This is a genomic window from Mesorhizobium sp. ISC25, assembly GCF_042295465.1.
In the GTDB taxonomy this organism is placed as follows: Bacteria; Pseudomonadota; Alphaproteobacteria; order Rhizobiales; family Rhizobiaceae; genus Mesorhizobium.
The window spans coordinates 2,179,955-2,196,144 of sequence record NZ_CP135441.1; the positions used below are offsets into that span (position 1 = coordinate 2,179,955).

The 16,190-nt window shown below is 63.4% G+C and carries 11 protein-coding genes, 1 tRNA gene and 1 pseudogene; 8 read left to right on the plus strand and 5 right to left on the minus strand.

Annotated features, from left to right (window positions below):
* Positions 1–26: 26 nt before the first annotated feature.
* Positions 27–1,193 carry an acetyl-CoA acetyltransferase gene (locus RQ479_RS11070; protein WP_376705080.1) on the minus strand — a complete coding sequence of 389 codons (1,167 nt, stop codon included), beginning with the start codon at positions 1,191–1,193 and terminating at the stop codon, positions 27–29.
* Between RQ479_RS11070 and RQ479_RS11075 the strand changes: the two genes are divergently transcribed.
* Genes RQ479_RS11075 through betB form a run of 6 tightly spaced genes read left to right on the plus strand, consistent with a single transcriptional unit; the run spans position 1,192 to position 7,719 of the window.
* Positions 1,192–1,368: a hypothetical protein gene (locus RQ479_RS11075; protein ID WP_376705081.1), complete on the plus strand. Its 177-nt coding sequence runs from the start codon at positions 1,192–1,194 to the stop codon at positions 1,366–1,368. The genes RQ479_RS11070 and RQ479_RS11075 overlap by 2 nt on opposite strands.
* A gap of 49 nt (positions 1,369–1,417) precedes the next feature.
* Positions 1,418–2,008: a transcriptional regulator BetI gene (gene betI, locus RQ479_RS11080; protein WP_376705082.1), complete on the plus strand. Its 591-nt coding sequence runs from the start codon at positions 1,418–1,420 to the stop codon at positions 2,006–2,008.
* On the plus strand, positions 2,005–3,534 hold the full coding sequence (gene betC, locus RQ479_RS11085; protein ID WP_376705083.1) for a choline-sulfatase: 1,530 nt from the start codon (positions 2,005–2,007) through the stop codon (positions 3,532–3,534). The genes betI and betC overlap by 4 nt, the downstream gene beginning before the upstream one ends.
* Positions 3,534–4,541 carry a pyridoxal-phosphate dependent enzyme gene (locus RQ479_RS11090; protein ID WP_376705084.1) on the plus strand — a complete coding sequence of 336 codons (1,008 nt, stop codon included), beginning with the start codon at positions 3,534–3,536 and terminating at the stop codon, positions 4,539–4,541. The genes betC and RQ479_RS11090 overlap by 1 nt, the downstream gene beginning before the upstream one ends.
* Positions 4,542–4,544: 3 nt before the next feature.
* Positions 4,545–6,197, plus strand: coding sequence for a choline dehydrogenase (betA, locus tag RQ479_RS11095; protein WP_376705085.1), 1,653 nt, complete (start codon positions 4,545–4,547; stop codon positions 6,195–6,197).
* Between the two features lie 58 nt (positions 6,198–6,255).
* On the plus strand, positions 6,256–7,719 hold the full coding sequence (gene betB / locus RQ479_RS11100; RefSeq protein ID WP_376705086.1) for a betaine-aldehyde dehydrogenase: 1,464 nt from the start codon (positions 6,256–6,258) through the stop codon (positions 7,717–7,719).
* Here the strand turns inward: betB and RQ479_RS11105 are convergent.
* Positions 7,683–9,953 carry an AGE family epimerase/isomerase gene (locus RQ479_RS11105; RefSeq protein WP_352468528.1) on the minus strand — a complete coding sequence of 757 codons (2,271 nt, stop codon included), beginning with the start codon at positions 9,951–9,953 and terminating at the stop codon, positions 7,683–7,685. The two genes, betB and RQ479_RS11105, sit on opposite strands and share 37 nt — an antisense overlap.
* A gap of 17 nt (positions 9,954–9,970) precedes the next feature.
* Positions 9,971–11,485, minus strand: coding sequence for a phosphomannomutase/phosphoglucomutase (locus RQ479_RS11110; RefSeq protein ID WP_376705087.1), 1,515 nt, complete (start codon positions 11,483–11,485; stop codon positions 9,971–9,973).
* A gap of 205 nt (positions 11,486–11,690) precedes the next feature.
* On the opposite strand from RQ479_RS11110, the gene RQ479_RS11115 reads away from it, so the two are divergent.
* Positions 11,691–11,767: transfer RNA gene (locus RQ479_RS11115), tRNA-Pro, on the plus strand.
* A gap of 38 nt (positions 11,768–11,805) precedes the next feature.
* Here the strand turns inward: RQ479_RS11115 and RQ479_RS11120 are convergent.
* Positions 11,806–12,994: pseudogene (locus tag RQ479_RS11120) on the minus strand (integrase core domain-containing protein).
* A gap of 225 nt (positions 12,995–13,219) precedes the next feature.
* Here RQ479_RS11120 and RQ479_RS11125 point away from each other — a divergent pair.
* The gene (locus RQ479_RS11125) at positions 13,220–14,596 is read left to right on the plus strand and encodes a hypothetical protein (RefSeq protein WP_376705088.1); all 1,377 of its coding nucleotides are present in this window, start codon (positions 13,220–13,222) and stop codon (positions 14,594–14,596) included.
* Here the strand turns inward: RQ479_RS11125 and RQ479_RS11130 are convergent.
* Positions 14,571–16,190 carry an ABC transporter ATP-binding protein gene (locus RQ479_RS11130; protein WP_376705089.1) on the minus strand — a complete coding sequence of 540 codons (1,620 nt, stop codon included), beginning with the start codon at positions 16,188–16,190 and terminating at the stop codon, positions 14,571–14,573. The genes RQ479_RS11125 and RQ479_RS11130 overlap by 26 nt on opposite strands.

Genomic DNA, 16,190 nt, shown 5'->3' on the forward strand with positions numbered 1-16,190 from the left:
GCCACCTCCCGCAACTGCGGGCGGGTTTATCTGATCCGGTCGAGAATGGAAACGTAGTTGGCGACCGCGGCGCCGCCCATGTTGAAGATGCCGCCGAGCTTTGCTCCCGGTACCTGGATGCCGCCCGCCTCGCCGACGAGCTGCATGGCGCTCAGCACATGCATCGATACACCGGTGGCGCCGATCGGATGGCCCTTGGCCTTCAGCCCGCCCGACGGATTGACCGGCAGCCTTCCATCTTTCGCCGTCTCGCCATCCAAGGCCAGCTTAGCGCCCTCGCCCGGCTTTGCCAGGCCCATCGCCTCATACTCGATCATTTCGGCGATGGTGAAACAGTCATGCGTCTCGACGAAGGACAGGTCGCCGAGCGTCACGCCCGCCTGCTTCAGCGCCTGGTTCCAGGCCTGCTCACAGCCTTCGAAGGCGAGAATGTCGCGCTTCGACATCGGCAGGAAATCCTGCACATGCGCATTGGCGCGGAAGGCGACCGCGCGGCGCATCTTCAGCGCCGTGGCCGTGTCGGCAAGGACAAGCGCGGCGGCACCGTCCGACACCAGCGAGCAGTCTGTGCGCTTCAGCGGACCGGCGACGAAGGGGTTCTTCTCGCTTTCCTGCCGGCAGAACTCGTAGCCGAAATCCTTGCGCATCTGCGCGTAGGGATTGTCGACGCCGTTCTTGTGGTTCTTGGCGGCGATCATCGCCAGCGCATCCGACTGGTCGCCGTAGCGCTGGAAATAGGCTTGGGCGATCTTGCCGAAGACGCCGGCGAAGCCTGCCGGCGTGTCACCGTCCTCCGGCAGATACGAGGCCTTGAGCAGGTTCTTGCCGATCTCGGGACCGGGCGTCGTCGTCATCTGCTCGGCGCCGACCACCAGCACGATACGGGCGGCATTGGCGTCGATGGCGCGGATGCCTTGCCTGACCGCCGCCGAGCCGGTGGCGCAGGCGTTCTCGACGCGGGTCGCCGGCTTGAAGCGCAGCCGGTCATCGGCCTGGAGGACTAGGCTCGCGGTGAAATCCTGGGCGGAAAACCCGGCGTTAAAGTGGCCGAGCACGATCTCGTCGACGTCATCCGGACCGATGCCGGCATGATCGAGCGCCTCGACTGCCACCTTGGTGATCAGGCCCTCCAGCGTCTCGCCTTCGAGCTTGCCGAAGCGCGAATGCGCCCAACCGACGATGCATGCTGTCATGGCGATCTCCATCCTGTGGACCGGGCTACGCGATACTGCGCGCGCATCAGCATTGTTCAAGCATGAACCGTTGCGCCGGCTTCGTGAAGGGGCCAGAACCGCACAATCGCTTGATCTTGATCATCTGGTCATCGTGCCTGGCTTTTGCCAGCAAATTAGGCTGGATTTTTGTTGATTGATGCGTCAATAAAAAATAATCTTTGCCGCAAAAGGCCGGAGCAGGAATGCCGAAACTCGGAATGGAGCCGTTGCGCCGCAGGGCGCTCATCGACGCAACGATCTCGGCGATCGGCGAGCGCGGCTCGCTTGATGTGACGATGTCGGAAATCGCCGGGCGTGCCGGCGTGTCCTCGGCGCTTGCCCACCATTATTTCGGCGCCAAGGACGAATTGCTGTTGGCGACGATGCGGCATATCCTGAGCGAGCTCACCGCCGACACGCGCCGTGCACTTCGCGCGGCCGGCACGGCGCGCCGGCGCGTCTCGGCAGTGGTCGCGGTCAATTTCTCCGACATCCAGTTCCAGCCCGAAACGATCGCCGCCTGGCTCGCCTTCTATGTCGAGGCGCAGAAATCGGTAGCACTTCGCCGGCTGCTCAAGGTCTATGCGCGGCGGCTGCATTCCAATCTGCTCAGCGGGCTGGCCGGCATCCTGCCGAGAAGCGAGGCCGACCGGGTCGCCGAAGCGACGGCGGCACTGATCGACGGGCTCTATATCAGGCGCGCGCTGAAGGACGGCGTCCCCGATGCCGCGACCGCGATTGCACTGGTCGAGGACTATCTCGAAACGAAGCTCAGCGGACGGCAGAAGCAGTGACATCCAAGCGACCCAACATTCTGATCGTGATGGTCGATCAGCTCAACGGAACGCTGTTTCCGGATGGGCCGGCGGACTTCCTGCACGCGCCGCATCTGAAGGCGCTGGCCACACGTTCGGCGCGTTTTTGCAACAATTACACCGCCTCGCCGCTCTGCGCGCCGGGCCGCGCCGCATTCATGAGCGGCCAGTTGCCGTCACGCACCGGGGTCTATGACAACGCCGCCGAATTCGCGTCTTCGATCCCGACCTTTGCCCATCATCTGCGCGCCGCAGGTTATCACACCTGCCTCTCCGGCAAGATGCATTTCGTCGGGCCGGACCAGTTGCACGGTTTCGAGGAGCGGCTGACCACCGACATCTATCCGGCCGATTTCGGCTGGACACCCGACTATCGCAAACCCGGCGAGCGCATCGACTGGTGGTATCACAATCTCGGCTCGGTGAGCGGCGCCGGTACCGCCGAGATCACCAACCAGCTGGAATATGACGACGAGGTCGCCTTCCATGCAGTGCAGAAGCTTTATGATTTTGCCCGCGTCTCCGACGATGCCGCACATCGGCCCTGGTGCTTGACGGTTTCCTTTACCCATCCGCACGATCCCTACGTCGCACGGCGGCGCTACTGGGACCTCTACGAGGATTGCCCGGCGCTTGAGCCTGAGGTCGGCTTCATTCCTTACGACAGGCAGGACCCGCATTCGCAGCGACTCTACCGCGCCAGCGACTATGACAGCTTCGATATCACCACGGAGCAGATCCGCCGCGCGCGGCGCGGCTATTTCGCCAACATCTCATATCTCGACGACAAGCTCGGCGAATTGCTGTCCGTGCTCGAGCTTACGCGCATGCTCGACGACACGATCATCCTGTTCTGCTCGGACCATGGCGACATGCTCGGCGAGCGCGGGCTGTGGTTCAAGATGTGCTTTTTCGAGGGTTCGGCGCGGGTGCCGCTGATGATCGCCGGCAAGAGCATACACGCCGGGCTGATCGAGACGCCGGTTTCCAATCTCGACGTGACGCCGACGCTTTGCGATCTCGCCGGCATCGACATCAGCGCGATTGCGCCGTGGACCGACGGCCAGTCGCTGCTGCCGCTGCTAAGCGGAAAGAAACGCTCCGCGCCGGTGCTGATGGAATATGCGGCCGAAGGCTCCAATGCGCCGATGGTGGCGATGCGCGAGGGCCGCTACAAATTCATCCATTGCGAGATCGACCCGCCGCAACTGTTTGATCTTGAATCAGATCCGCGGGAATTGACCAACCTCGCCGCCGATCCGGCCAATGCGGCTTTGGTGGCCGCTTTCACCGACAAAGTGCGGGCGCGCTGGGACATGGCGGCGTTCGATGCCGCGGTGCGTGCCAGCCAGGCACGCCGCTGGGTGGTCTACCCGGCGCTGCGCAACGGCACCCATTATCCTTGGGAATTCCAGCCGCTGCAGAAAGCATCGGAGCGCTACATGCGCAATCACATGAACCTCGACCTGCTCGAAGAGCAGAAGCGCTTCCCGCGAGGCAAATGATGGCAGACAGTCTCGTCCCCTCTGTCGACCACCTCAGGCAGGCCTATGCCGTCACCTCGAAGGCGACGCAGATCACACCGCTGCTGGAATCGGCGGCACTCGCCCGCGAGACCGGCGCCGCCCGCGTCTTCGTCAAGGCCGAGTCGCTGCAATGGGCCGGATCGTTCAAGGTGCGCGGCGCCTATTGGCGGCTGAAGCGGCTGTCGCCCGACGAAGCCAAAATGGGCGTCGTCGCCTATTCCTCCGGCAATTTCGCGCAAGGGCTGGCAGCGGCAGGCCAGGCGCTTGGCATTCCCGTAACCATCGTCATGCCGATCGACGCGCCGGCCGCCAAACGCGATGCCACGTCGGGCTATGGCGCCCGTGTCGTGCTGACCGACCATGGCGAGCGCGCGCGTGAGGAAGTCGCCGCCGCCAAGGCGCACGAGATCGCCGCGAGCGAAGGCCTGGCACTGCTGCACCCGTTCGACGATCCGGAGATCGTCGCCGGCCAGGCCGGTGCCGGGCTGGAGGCACTCGACCAGCTCGCCGCCAGGCAAGCCGAGGCCGATCTCTTGTTCTGCTCGGTCGGCGGCGGCGGCCTGATCGGCGGTGTTTCGCTGGCCTTCCACTACCTGTCGCCAGCCACGAAGATCATCGGCGTGGAGCCGGAAGGTTTTGACGGCATGGGCTCGTCGTTGGCGCATGGCGCGATCGAAACCATGCCGATCGGGCCGAAATCGATCTGCGACGGGCTGATGTCGCGGCGGCCCGGCGACGCGCCGTTCGCAGCGGTGAAGGCCGCCGGCGTTCGCGGCGTCACCGTCGACGATGCTTCGGTGCGGCGCGCCATGCGCCTCGCCTTCGAGCGGCTGAAGCTGGTGCTCGAACCATCCGGCGCTGCTTCGCTGGCGGCGTTCTTCGGCAGCAAGGTCGACGTGACCGGCAAGACCGTTCTCGTAATGGCAACCGGCGGCAACGTCTCGCTGGCCGATTTCATTGCGCATATGAACCATGGACGCGCATGAACTATGCTTGAAGCGGATTTCGTCATTATCGGCTCCGGCTCGGCCGGTTCGGCCATGGCCTACCGGCTGTCGGAGGACGGCAAGCATTCGGTGATCGTCATCGAATATGGCGGCAGCGATATCGGGCCGCTGATCCAGATGCCGTCGGCGCTGTCGATCCCGCTCAATATGAGCCTCTACGACTGGGGCTTTGCCAGCGAGCCGGAGCCGCACCTCGGCGGCCGCGTGCTGGCGACGCCGCGCGGCAAGGTGATCGGCGGCTCGTCGTCGATCAACGGCATGGTCTATGTGCGCGGCCATGCCCGCGACTTCGACCACTGGGCTGAACAGGGCGCGGCCGGCTGGGGCTTTGCCGACGTGCTCCCCTATTTCAAGCGCATGGAGGACAGCGCAGGCGGCGAGGATGGCTGGCGCGGCCATGGCGGCCCGCTGACTGTGCAGCGCGGCTCGAGGACGAACCCACTCTATGGCGCCTTCGTCGAGGCAGGCCGTCAGGCCGGCTTCGAGCTGACCGACGACTATAACGGCGCGAAGCAGGAAGGCTTTGGGCCGATGGAGCAGACCATTCGCGGCGGCCGTCGCTGGTCCGCGGCGAGCGCTTATCTGAGGCCGGCGCTGAGGCGGAAAAATGTCAGCCTGGTTAAGGGTTTCGCCCGGCGGGTAATCATCGAGAATCAACGCGCCACCGGCGTCGAGATCGAAGTGCGCAAACGGATTCAGGTGGTCAGAGCGCGGCGCGAGGTGATCGTTGCCGCGTCCTCGATCAACTCGCCCAAGATCCTGATGCTGTCCGGCATCGGCCCCGGCCAGCACCTTAGGGAGAACGGCATTCCGGTGATTGTCGACCGGCCCGGAGTCGGCCGCAATCTGCAGGACCATATGGAACTCTACATCCAGCAGGAATCGACGAAGCCGATCACGCTGAACTCGGTGCTGAACCCGTTTTCGAAGGCGCTGATCGGGGCACAATGGCTGTTCTTCAAGTCCGGCCTCGGCGCCACCAATCATTTCGAGGCGGCCGCCTTCGTGCGCTCGCGCGCCGGCGTCGATTATCCCGATATCCAGTATCACTTCATCCCGGCCGCGGTCCGCTATGACGGCAAGGCGGCGGCGAAGGCGCATGGTTTCCAGGCGCATGTCGGGCCGATGCGGTCGAAGTCGCGCGGTTCGGTCACGCTGCGCTCGCCCGATCCCAAATCGAAGCCGGTGATCCGCTTCAACTACATGTCGCATCCGGACGACTGGACGGAGTTCCGCCACTGCATCCGGCTGACCCGCGAGATCTTCGGGCAAGCGGCCTTCGATCCGTACCGCGGCAAGGAACTGTCGCCGGGCTCGCATGTGCAATCGGATGAGGAGCTCGACGCCTTCATTCGCGACCACGCCGAAAGTGCCTACCACCCTTGCGGCACCTGCAAGATGGGCCGTGCCGATGATGCGATGAGCGTCGTCGATCCGGAATGCCGCGTCATTGGCGTCGAAGGGCTTCGGGTCGCCGATTCCTCTATCTTTCCACGCGTCACCAACGGCAATCTCAACGCGCCGTCGATCATGACCGGCGAGAAGGCCGCCGACCACATTCTCGGGCGTACGCCGCTGCCACCGTCCAACCAGGAACCATGGATCAATCCGCGCTGGCAGGCGTCGGACAGATAGGCCATGATCCGGCGGACGCATATTCCGATGCCGCGAAAAGACGATTTGGAGAACAGTCATGCGCGCCCAGCCAACGGCATCGCATTATGTCAACGGCCGCTATATCGACGACGAGCGCGGCGCGCCGCTGCCGGTAATCTATCCTGCAACCGGCGAGACCATCGCCATGCTGCGCTCGGCGACGCCGAACGTGCTGGAGCTCGCGATCGAGGCGGCGCGTGCGGCACAACCCGCCTGGGCGCGGCTGAAGCCGGTCGAACGCGGCCGCATCCTGCGCCGCGCCGCCGACATTTTGCGCACGCGCAATGCCGATCTGGCGCGCATCGAGACGCTGGATACCGGTAAGCCGATCCAGGAGACGCTGGTTGCGGACGCGCCTTCAGCCGCGGACTGCCTCGAATATTTCGGCGGCGCGGTCGCCGCCTTTAATGGCGAGGCCGTCGATCTCGGCGGACCCTTTGCCTATACCAGGCGCGAGGCGCTCGGCGTCTGCGTCGGCATCGGTGCCTGGAACTACCCGATCCAGATCGCCGGCTGGAAATCCGCACCGGCGCTCGCCATGGGCAATGCGATGGTGTTCAAGCCGTCGGAGAGCACGCCGCTTTCAGCGCTGGCGCTCGCCGAGATCTATACCGAGGCCGGGCTGCCGGACGGGCTGTTCAACGTCGTGCAGGGTTTTGGCGACGTCGGCGCCGGCCTTGTCGGCCATGAGGTCGTCGCCAAGGTCTCGGTGACCGGCTCCGTGCCGACCGGCCGCAAGGTGCTGTCGCTTGCCGGCTCGAAGATGAAGCGCGCGACGATGGAGCTCGGCGGCAAGTCGCCGCTGATCGTCTTCGAAGACGCCAACCTCGAAAACGCCATCGGCGGCGCGATGCTCGGCAATTTCTATTCGACCGGCCAGATCTGCTCCAACGGCACGCGGGTGTTCGTGCAGAGCAGCATCCATGACCGTTTCGTCGACAGGCTGACCGAACGGACCAAGAAAATCCGCATCGGCGATCCGCTCGATCCGGACACGCAGATGGGGCCGCTGGTCTCCAAGGCGCAGCACGACAAGGTGGTCTCTTACATCGAAGCGGGCAAACAGGATGGCGCGGTACTCACCTGCGGCGGCAATGTGCCTTCGCTGCAGGGTTTCCAGGGCGGCTTCTTCGTCGAGCCGACCGTGTTCACCGGTGTCACCGACACGATGCGCATCGCGCGCGAGGAGATTTTCGGGCCAGTGATGAGCGTGCTGAAGTTCGACAGCGAGGACGAGGTGATCGAGCGCGCCAACGATACCGAATTCGGGCTCGCCGCCGGCGTGTTCACACGCGACCTGGCGCGCGCCCACCGTGTCATCGCCGAATTGCAGGCCGGCACCTGCTGGATCAACGCCTACAATCTGACGCCGGTCGAAATCCCCTTCGGCGGCTTCAAGCAGTCCGGCATCGGCCGCGAGAATTCGCTCGCGGCACTGGCACTCTATTCGCAGCTGAAGTCGGTCTATGTCGAGACGGGGGACGTCGCCAGCCCATACTGATCCTTGCGGGCGGTGCCGTCCAGATACTGCGTCAGCGCGCAGACGAGATGATAGAAGATGCTGGCCGGCACCTCGCTTGCCAGCGAGCGGCCACGCTCGTCGATGCGGTCGATCCACAGGCCGAGCGGTGCCGGATTGATGTGCCAGCGGAACAGCCGGCCGACACGCGCCTCGATTTCCGGCTTCAGGTCGGGACCGCCCGAACCGTCCAGCGCGATCGCCGCCTTGATCGCTTCGGCCTGCGGCCAGCTGCGCGAGACGCGGTCGAGCGGCAGTCCTTGCCGCGAGACCGCGCCGTAGGCGAGGCCTGTGGCGCGGTTCAGGCCATTGGCAATTGCCGACGCATAAAGTTTCCGGGCGAGCCCTGTCAACCCGCTCTGGCCACTACGGCCGGCGAAGTCGACCAGCAGCGAGGCCCATTCGAAATGATGGCCCGGTTCGGTCCACGTGCCCTTCTCGCCAGGGGCCGGCCGCCATTCATTGTCGAAATACTCACCCAGTGTCCAGCTCTCCGGGTCGAAGAAATGGCTGCGGAACAGATCGACGATACGCGCGGCGCGGCGAAGATAGGCGCGCTCGCCGGTCGCCTGATGCCAGGCCAAAAACGCCTCGAGCAGATGCATGTGCGGGTTGGAGCGGCGCTCGCCCTCGCCGCTCGAGGTCTCGCGGAAGCCGGTCAGGCGCTCGTCCTCGAGATGCGCGTCGATGAACGCAAAAGTCTCCTCGCCAAGCCGCAACGCATCGGGATTGCCGCACATATGGGCATGCGCCAGCGCCAGGAGCACGCAGGAATGGTCGTAAGCATCCTCGGCTGCGTCGGCGACGGTGCCGTCGACGTTGAGCGTGCGTACCCAGCCGCCATTGTCGGTACGTCCGTGCCTGGCCATGAATTCGAGGCCGTGGCTGATCAGCCGATCGGCTGGGCCGTTCCAGCCGCGCGCCTTAGCGACGGCGAAGGCGTAGATCTGCCTGGCCTGTGTGCGCATGCGCTTGGGTTTCATCAGCGGGGCGGCATCGAAGCCGAGCGCTTCGTGGAACCCGCCATGGCGCTCATCGACGCCGACCGTCGACCATAACGGCACCGTCTCCTCGAACAGCCAATGGTGCACGCGGCGCTGCCAGGCGCCGCTTTCGATGACACGATCGTCGGCGGGCGTGAACCTGGTCTCCAGGCGGCCGCTCTTTTCGAGCTGCTCGACGATCTTCTTGACGTTCTGGCTGTGGCTGACCGGAGCGACGAAAGTGGCGTCGGCGGTCGACACGATGGCGACGTCCTTCAGGCCTATGGCCGACAGCAGGCGGCCGTCGCTGCGGATATAGGAGTTCTCGCAATCGATGGCGACGACGTCGCCGACGATGACATTGCCCTGCGTGTCGGAGGGGCCGACGTCGAGCAGCGATTGCCACGAGCCGAGATCGTTCCAGCGAAAGCCGGCCGGCACCATGGCGATGCCGCTGGCGCGCTCCATGATCGCATAGTCGATCGATGTCGATGGGATGGCGGCATAGAGCTCCAGAGGCATGTAGAGGCCGGAAAGGTCCGATGTCGCAGCCTGGTAGGCAGCCTCTGTGGCGCTCCAGATGTCTGGCTGGAAAGCCATGAACGCGTCGCGCATGGCACTGGCGCGAAACAGGAAGATGCCGGTGTTCCAGTAGAAATTGCCGGCCTCGAGATAGCTCTGCGCGGTGGCGAGATCGGGTTTTTCGACGAAACGCGAGACATCGCAGATACCATCGCGCTCGCCGGCCACCTCGATGTAGCCATAACCGGTCTCGGGTTGGGCGGGCTTGATGCCGAACACCACCAGCCTGCCTTGGCGCGCGGCCGCCGTGCCGGCCTCGACGCTCCGCCAGAATTGCTGCGCGGTCGCGATCTCATGGTCGGACGGCACCACCAGCACCAGGCTGTCGCCGAATTCCGACAAGGTGCGCAGGCTTGCTAAAGCGACGGCCGCGGCAGTGTTGCGTCCGGTCGGCTCGAACAGTGGACCGCCGCCGGAAAGCTCGTGACCGGCAATGTCGGCATGAACGCGGTCGGCATGCCTTTCCGACGCAATCAGGAAAACCGGCGTTTCGCCTTCCGGCCGCGCGGTCAGCCGGCGCAGCGTCTTGGCCAGCATCGAGCCGTCGCCTGAGAAATCATGGAACTGCTTGGGATTGTCCTCGCGCGACAGCGGCCACAGCCGCGAGCCGACGCCGCCGCTCATCACAAAACTGACGATCCGTTCGGTCATGAAAACAAGCCCCGCGTTCAAAAGGTCTGATTGTAGGCGCCGACTTCCGGGCTGCGGCGCAGCACCGCGTCGACGGCTTCGAACATCTGCCGCCGCCGCTCGGACGATATCGGGCTTTCGACCACCACCACAAGCTCCGGCTTGTTCGATGATGCCCGCACCAGCCCCCAGGTACCATCCTCCGCCACGACCCTGACGCCGTTGACGGTGATCAGTTCGGCTATCTTCTGGCCGGCGAAGACCGCGCCCTCGTCCTTCATCTTGCGAAAGTCGCCTACGACGCGCTCGACGACGCCGTATTTGAGCTCGTCGGCGCAGTGTGGCGACATGGTCGGCGTGCCGAAGGTTAGCGGCAGATCGCGATAGAGGTCGGCCATGCTGCTTTGCGGGCTGCGATCCAGCATCTGGCATATGGCGATGGCCGTTACCAGGCCATCGTCATAGCCGCGGCCGATCGGCGGATTGAAGAAGAAATGGCCCGATTTTTCGAAACCGGCGGCGGCGCCGAGTTCGGCGACGCGCCGTTTGATATAGGAGTGACCGGTTTTCCAATAGTCGGTGACCGCGCCATTTTCCCGCAGCACCTTGTCCGTCATGAACAATCCGGTCGACTTGACGTCGACGACGAAAGTCGAGCCTGGGTAGAGGTGCGAGATGTCGCGCGCCAGCATGACGCCGACCTTGTCGGCGAAGATCTCGTTGCCTTCATTGTCGACCACGCCGCAGCGATCGCCGTCGCCGTCGAAACCGAGCCCGACATCGGCGCCCGTTTCCAGCACCTTGTCGCGAATGGCGTGCAGCATCTGCATGTCTTCGGGGTTGGGATTGTAGTTGGGAAACGTATGATCGAGCTCGACGTCGAGCGGGATCACCTCGCAGCCGATCCTTTCCAGTGCCTCGGGAGCGAAAGCCCCGGCGGTGCCGTTGCCGCAGGCGGCTACCACCTTGAGCTTCCTGGAGATACGCTTGCCCGCTGTCAGGTCGTCAAGGTAGGTTTTGCGGAAATCCGCAACGAAGTCATAGGAGCCACCACCGACAAGGTCGAAATCGCCTGAGAGCACGATCGCCTTCAAGGCGCTCATCTCCTCCGGACCAAAAGTCAGCGGGCGCGCCGCGCCCATCTTGACGCCGGTCCAGCCATTCTCGTTATGTGAGGCAGTGACCATGGCGACGGACGGCGTGTCGAGCGCGAACTGGGCGAAATAAGCCATAGGCGACAGGGCCAGCCCGACATCCCTGACCCGTGCGCCGGCCGCCATCAACCCGGAAACCAACGCCAGCTTGATGGCAAGCGAATAGGAACGGAAATCGTGACCGGTGACGATGTCGGGTCCGGCACCCAGGCGACGGATCAGCGTGCCGAGCCCCATGCCGAGCGCCTGGACGCCGATCAGATTGAGTTCCGGCGGCTCGTTCGAGCCGGGATGGCCGAACCACCAGCGCGCATCATATTCGCGAAACCCGGACGGCTTGATCAGCGCCGAGGTTTCAAACTCAAAAGTGTTTGGTCTGACATCGCTAACGATCTTCATCGACAAGGCTGCAAACTCCAGGCGGCTGAATCAGGTGCTTCGAGGCAAGTGGACGATTACCCAGAAGCCCCTTTAAGCCGTGTTTGTGCGACAGGAAACTGAAACCTGTAGACGTGGCGGCGAAACCGAAAGAAATGCGACAGAAGCGCTGCCATTGGCGCTTGCAGTAACCAAACGCGGCGGCTATAAGCCCGCGGTCTGGTCACGGAGTGTAGCGCAGCCTGGTAGCGCACATCGTTCGGGACGATGGGGTCGCAGGTTCAAATCCTGCCACTCCGACCAGAAAAAACATGGTCCATTCTGGACACATAGGTTACGGTTTATACCGGAGACATGGGTAACAACCTCGTGCCGAACGGGTTGTCGATGGTCTGCAAGGTCCTCTGTTCCAAGTCGATATATCCCAGATCATAGTGCATGAAGGAGACGAGCCAAATGCCGTCGTCGACTTCGGTGATACCAAGCCTCTGGCCGGCGAGCACGGTGGAGATGTTGATCTTCTTCCTGTGCATGCAGATGCGGCCGCAGGCGGTGACGAGAATGTCCTTGTCATGGAAGGGATATTCCAGCTCGGGGAGACCTTGATAGGCTCTTGAAGAACCTCTGTAGAGTTCGGCCGGCATCTTCATTTGGATCGCCTCGTGAGGCCTCTCGTCATTGAATTCGCTCATGAAAGCATCGAACCTGGCCTGCTGCTGGAGGGCGTTCATGCCCGGCGGCCGCGTGGTCTCGGCCTTGAGCGTGCGGTGCATGCGCTCGTGGCGGCCGTTCTCGTGCGGGTTGCCGGGCCGGATGCGCTCGATCGCGATGCCGAGCCTCAGCCAGAACACCGACAGCCTTGATAGATTGTAGAGGCCGTTGGGGCTTGCGAAGGGAAGGCCATTGTCGCTTCTGATCGCTTCCGGCAGACCGCGTTCCTTGAAGAGCCGGACGAAAGCCTCGATGACCGGAACCTCCTTTGTCGATTCAAGGGCTTCGCAGGCCAGCAGATAGCGCGAAGCCTGGTCGGTGACGGTCAGCGGGTAACCCGTTGCCGAGCTTGAACTCGCCCTTGAAGTCGGCGCACCACAGATCATTGGGCCGCGTCGCCTGGGACAGTTGCGTGCCCACGGCCTTGTTCGCCCGGTTCCTCTTGCGGGCCTGGCTCACAAGGCCGTGGCGGTCGAGCACGGCATGAACGGTGCTCTTGGCCGGAATGCGTACATCGCCTGCGAGCTTGCGCACCAGCAACTCGCGTATCTTCCTGGCGCCCAAGTGCGGCTTCTCCCGCTTGCTCTCTATGATCATCCGTTCGATCTGGACCGGCAACTGGTTGGCATAGCGCACCGGCCGGCGCGAGCGGTCCGTCAGGGCCTCGAGGCCCTCATCCTTGTAGCGATTGAAGATCTTGTAGCCCGTCTTGCGCGAGATGCCGAACTCCCGGCATACATCGCTCATGCCTTCCCCGTCGAGAAGGCGAGCTACAAAACGAAGACGTTCCTCCATCACCGAACACTCTTTCCACGGCATCAACACCTCCGGCCAAAAGCCAAAAGTGTTACCCATGTGTCCGGTACAAAACGTCACCTATGTCTCGGGTCGCTCACATGTCCACCCCGGGAGGCATGGTTCAGGGCCCGTAGGCGCTCTTTCCAAATTGCGCCTACACATTCGACAAGAAGGCAGGTTTGGCCGAGGAGAGGCTCAGCGGTGCCCGCAGTGGCATCGGATCGCGGTTATTGCCGACGCGAGCGGATGTTCGTCACCGACAAAAAGCGAGATTTCCGAGGCAGCGGAAACCTCCCCCGCTTCGGAATGCCAAGTCGTCCCGTGAAGGCCGGCGTGAAATTTACACCTCAGTTGCAACCGGAACGTGAGATAGCCCGAGCCACCATTTTGATGCGGCTGTCAGCTACCCTCCGGGAACTCACCAAAACTCATTCCGGCGGGAAAGCCAAGCCGGTGCGATTCCTCCGCCGCATTTCGCAAGCCTTTGTATCTCGCGGCGCTATCGCCCATTTTGCTTGTTGCAGAGCCGGTCTTGTACCTCTTCTAATGATCCCCGTCCGCAGGACGAACAAGTTCGCAGCGAAAAGGGGGACCACCGTGACGACCCATCATCATGCCCGCACGGCAGCGGTGTCTAGCGGCGCAGGTATGCTGCGCCCTCAACTCGGGCCTGCCACCGCCGACAAATATCAGCAGCCGATCTCTAAGACCGATGCGCGCCGCCTGACTGTCGGTGACATCCTCGCCGCCTATACCGAAGCGCGCCAGGCCAAGATTGCCGGTCGCAAGGGATTTCTCGCCAGGATGCGTTTTCTGAACGAATTCTTCGGCACCGAGCCGGTCGCCAGCATCAATGGAGATCGCTGCCGCGCCTATGTCGAGCACCGTTCGCGCGAGCGCAATCGGATACAGCGTGAGCGAATCGCCAAGCTCAACGCCGCGGCGATGGAGACCCGCCTTGCGTTACTGCCGGCGTGGCAAGACAAGGACTTTACATCAGGCCCGCGTCGCGATCTTGAGGACCTCCGCTCGGCGATCAACTTTTGCGCCAAGGAATACGGTCTCGATGCGAAGCCGTCCGTCACCTTGCCAGACAAACCAGCAGCGCGCGCGCGCTGGCTGACGCGCGAGGAAGCAGCGGGACTGCTACGCGCGGCCTTGCGGCTGCGCCGGAAGCACGGTCAGTATGCTCATCTCTGCCGCTTTATCATTGTGGGGCTCTACACTGGCTGCCGACATCGTTCAATCCTGCAACTCAATTGGGATGGCGAGACCGCAGAAGCTTGGCCAGACCTTGGCCGCGGCGTGCTCTATTGCAAAGATCAGCACGCGAAAAAAAGCAAGAAATGGCGTCCGCCGGCGCGACTGCCGTCACGGCTGATCGCCCATATGCGCCGCTGGAAGCGTATCGATTGCGACTGCGGGCCAGTCGTCCATGGCAGTCTGGGCGAACCGATAAAGCGCATCGAGAAGGCGTTCCGCACCTGCCGCGTGGAAGCCGGGCTCGGCGACGATGTCACCCCGAATGTGCTTCGCTATACCCGCGCCATGTGGCCTGTGCTGTGCGACGTCGATATGTGGCAGATCGCCAGCAAGGCTATGCGCTCAGGCGAAATCGCGTGACATCGATGGCCGCGGCCATCAGTGTCTGCGTGTAGGTGGCCTGCGGATTGCTGAAGATCGCCTCGGCCGGTCCCTCCTCGACGATCTTGCCCTGCTTCATGACGATAATGTAGTCGGCCATGGCGCGCACGACGGCGAGATCGTGGCTGATGAACAGATAGGACAGCTCGTGGTCGGCCTGCAGCTTGCGCAGCAATTCGACGATCTGCTTCTGCACGGAGCGGTCCAGCGCCGAGGTCGGCTCGTCCAGCACCACCACTTTCGGCTTCAGTATCATGGCGCGCGCAATGGCGATGCGCTGCCGCTGCCCGCCGGAGAATTCGTGCGGATAGCGGTTGCGCGTGTTCGGGTCGAGCCCGACTTCAAGCAAGGCATCGACCGCGCGGAGATCGCGCTGCCTGCCCGACAGATTGGGCTCGTGGACCAGGAGCCCCTCGGTGATGATCTGGCCGACGGTCATGCGTGGCGACAGCGAGCCGAATGGATCCTGGAAAACCAGCTGCAATTCGCGCCGCAGCGGCCGCATCGCCTGCCGGTCGGCGTGGGAAATGTCGCGATCGCCAAGCCGGATGATGCCATCGCTGGGCAGGAGCCGCAGCAAGGCGCGGCCGAGCGTCGATTTTCCCGAGCCGGATTCGCCGACGATGCCGATGGTCTGGTTGCGCTTCAGCTGGATCGAAATGCGATCGACAGCGCGCAATGACAGCGGTTCTCCGCCAAGAAATCCGCCGCCGATCTTGAAGGTCACCTCGACGTTCCTGCCTTCAAGCAGGACAGGGGCATTCGGAGGCGGCGGCGCCTTGGTGCCGGTCGGTTCGGCGGCGAGCAGCATCTTGGTATAGGCGTGCTGCGGGTTGGCGAAGATCGCTTCCGCCTCGCCCTCCTCGACGACCTCGCCATAGCGCATCACATAGACCCGGTCGGCAAAGCGCCTGACGATGCCGAGATCGTGGGTGATGAAGACGATCGCCATGCCGAGCTTGCGCTGCAATTCGGCGAGCAGCATGAGGATCTGCGCCTGGATGGTGACGTCAAGCGCGGTCGTCGGCTCGTCGGCGATCAATATGTCGGGGTCGTTGGCCAGCGCCATGGCAATCATGACGCGCTGGCGCTGGCCGCCCGACAACTCGTGCGGATAGGATTTCATCCGCCGCTCCGGATCGGGAATATGGACCAGCCGCAGCAGCTTGAGCGCCTCCTCGCGTGCCGCAGCGGCGCCAAGTCCGCGATGCTTGCGGATCGGCTCGATCAGCTGGTTACCGATCGAATAGAGCGGGTCGAGCGAAGTCATCGGCTCCTGGAAGATCATGCTGATCTTGCGGCCGCGGATCTTGTTGAGCTCGGGCTTACTCAAGATCAAAAGATTGCGACCGCGATAATCGACGGTGCCGGTGGCTTCGCCGTTCGAGGCGAGCAGGCTCATCGCCGCCATCATCGTCTGGCTCTTGCCGGAACCGGATTCGCCGACGACGGCAACAGTCTCGCCTGATTTGACGTGGATATTGATGCCCTTCACCGCCTCCACAACACCGTCGAGGGTGCGGAAGCGGACGCGAAGGTCCTTGACGCTGAGTATGGTTTCGGAAGCAGCCAT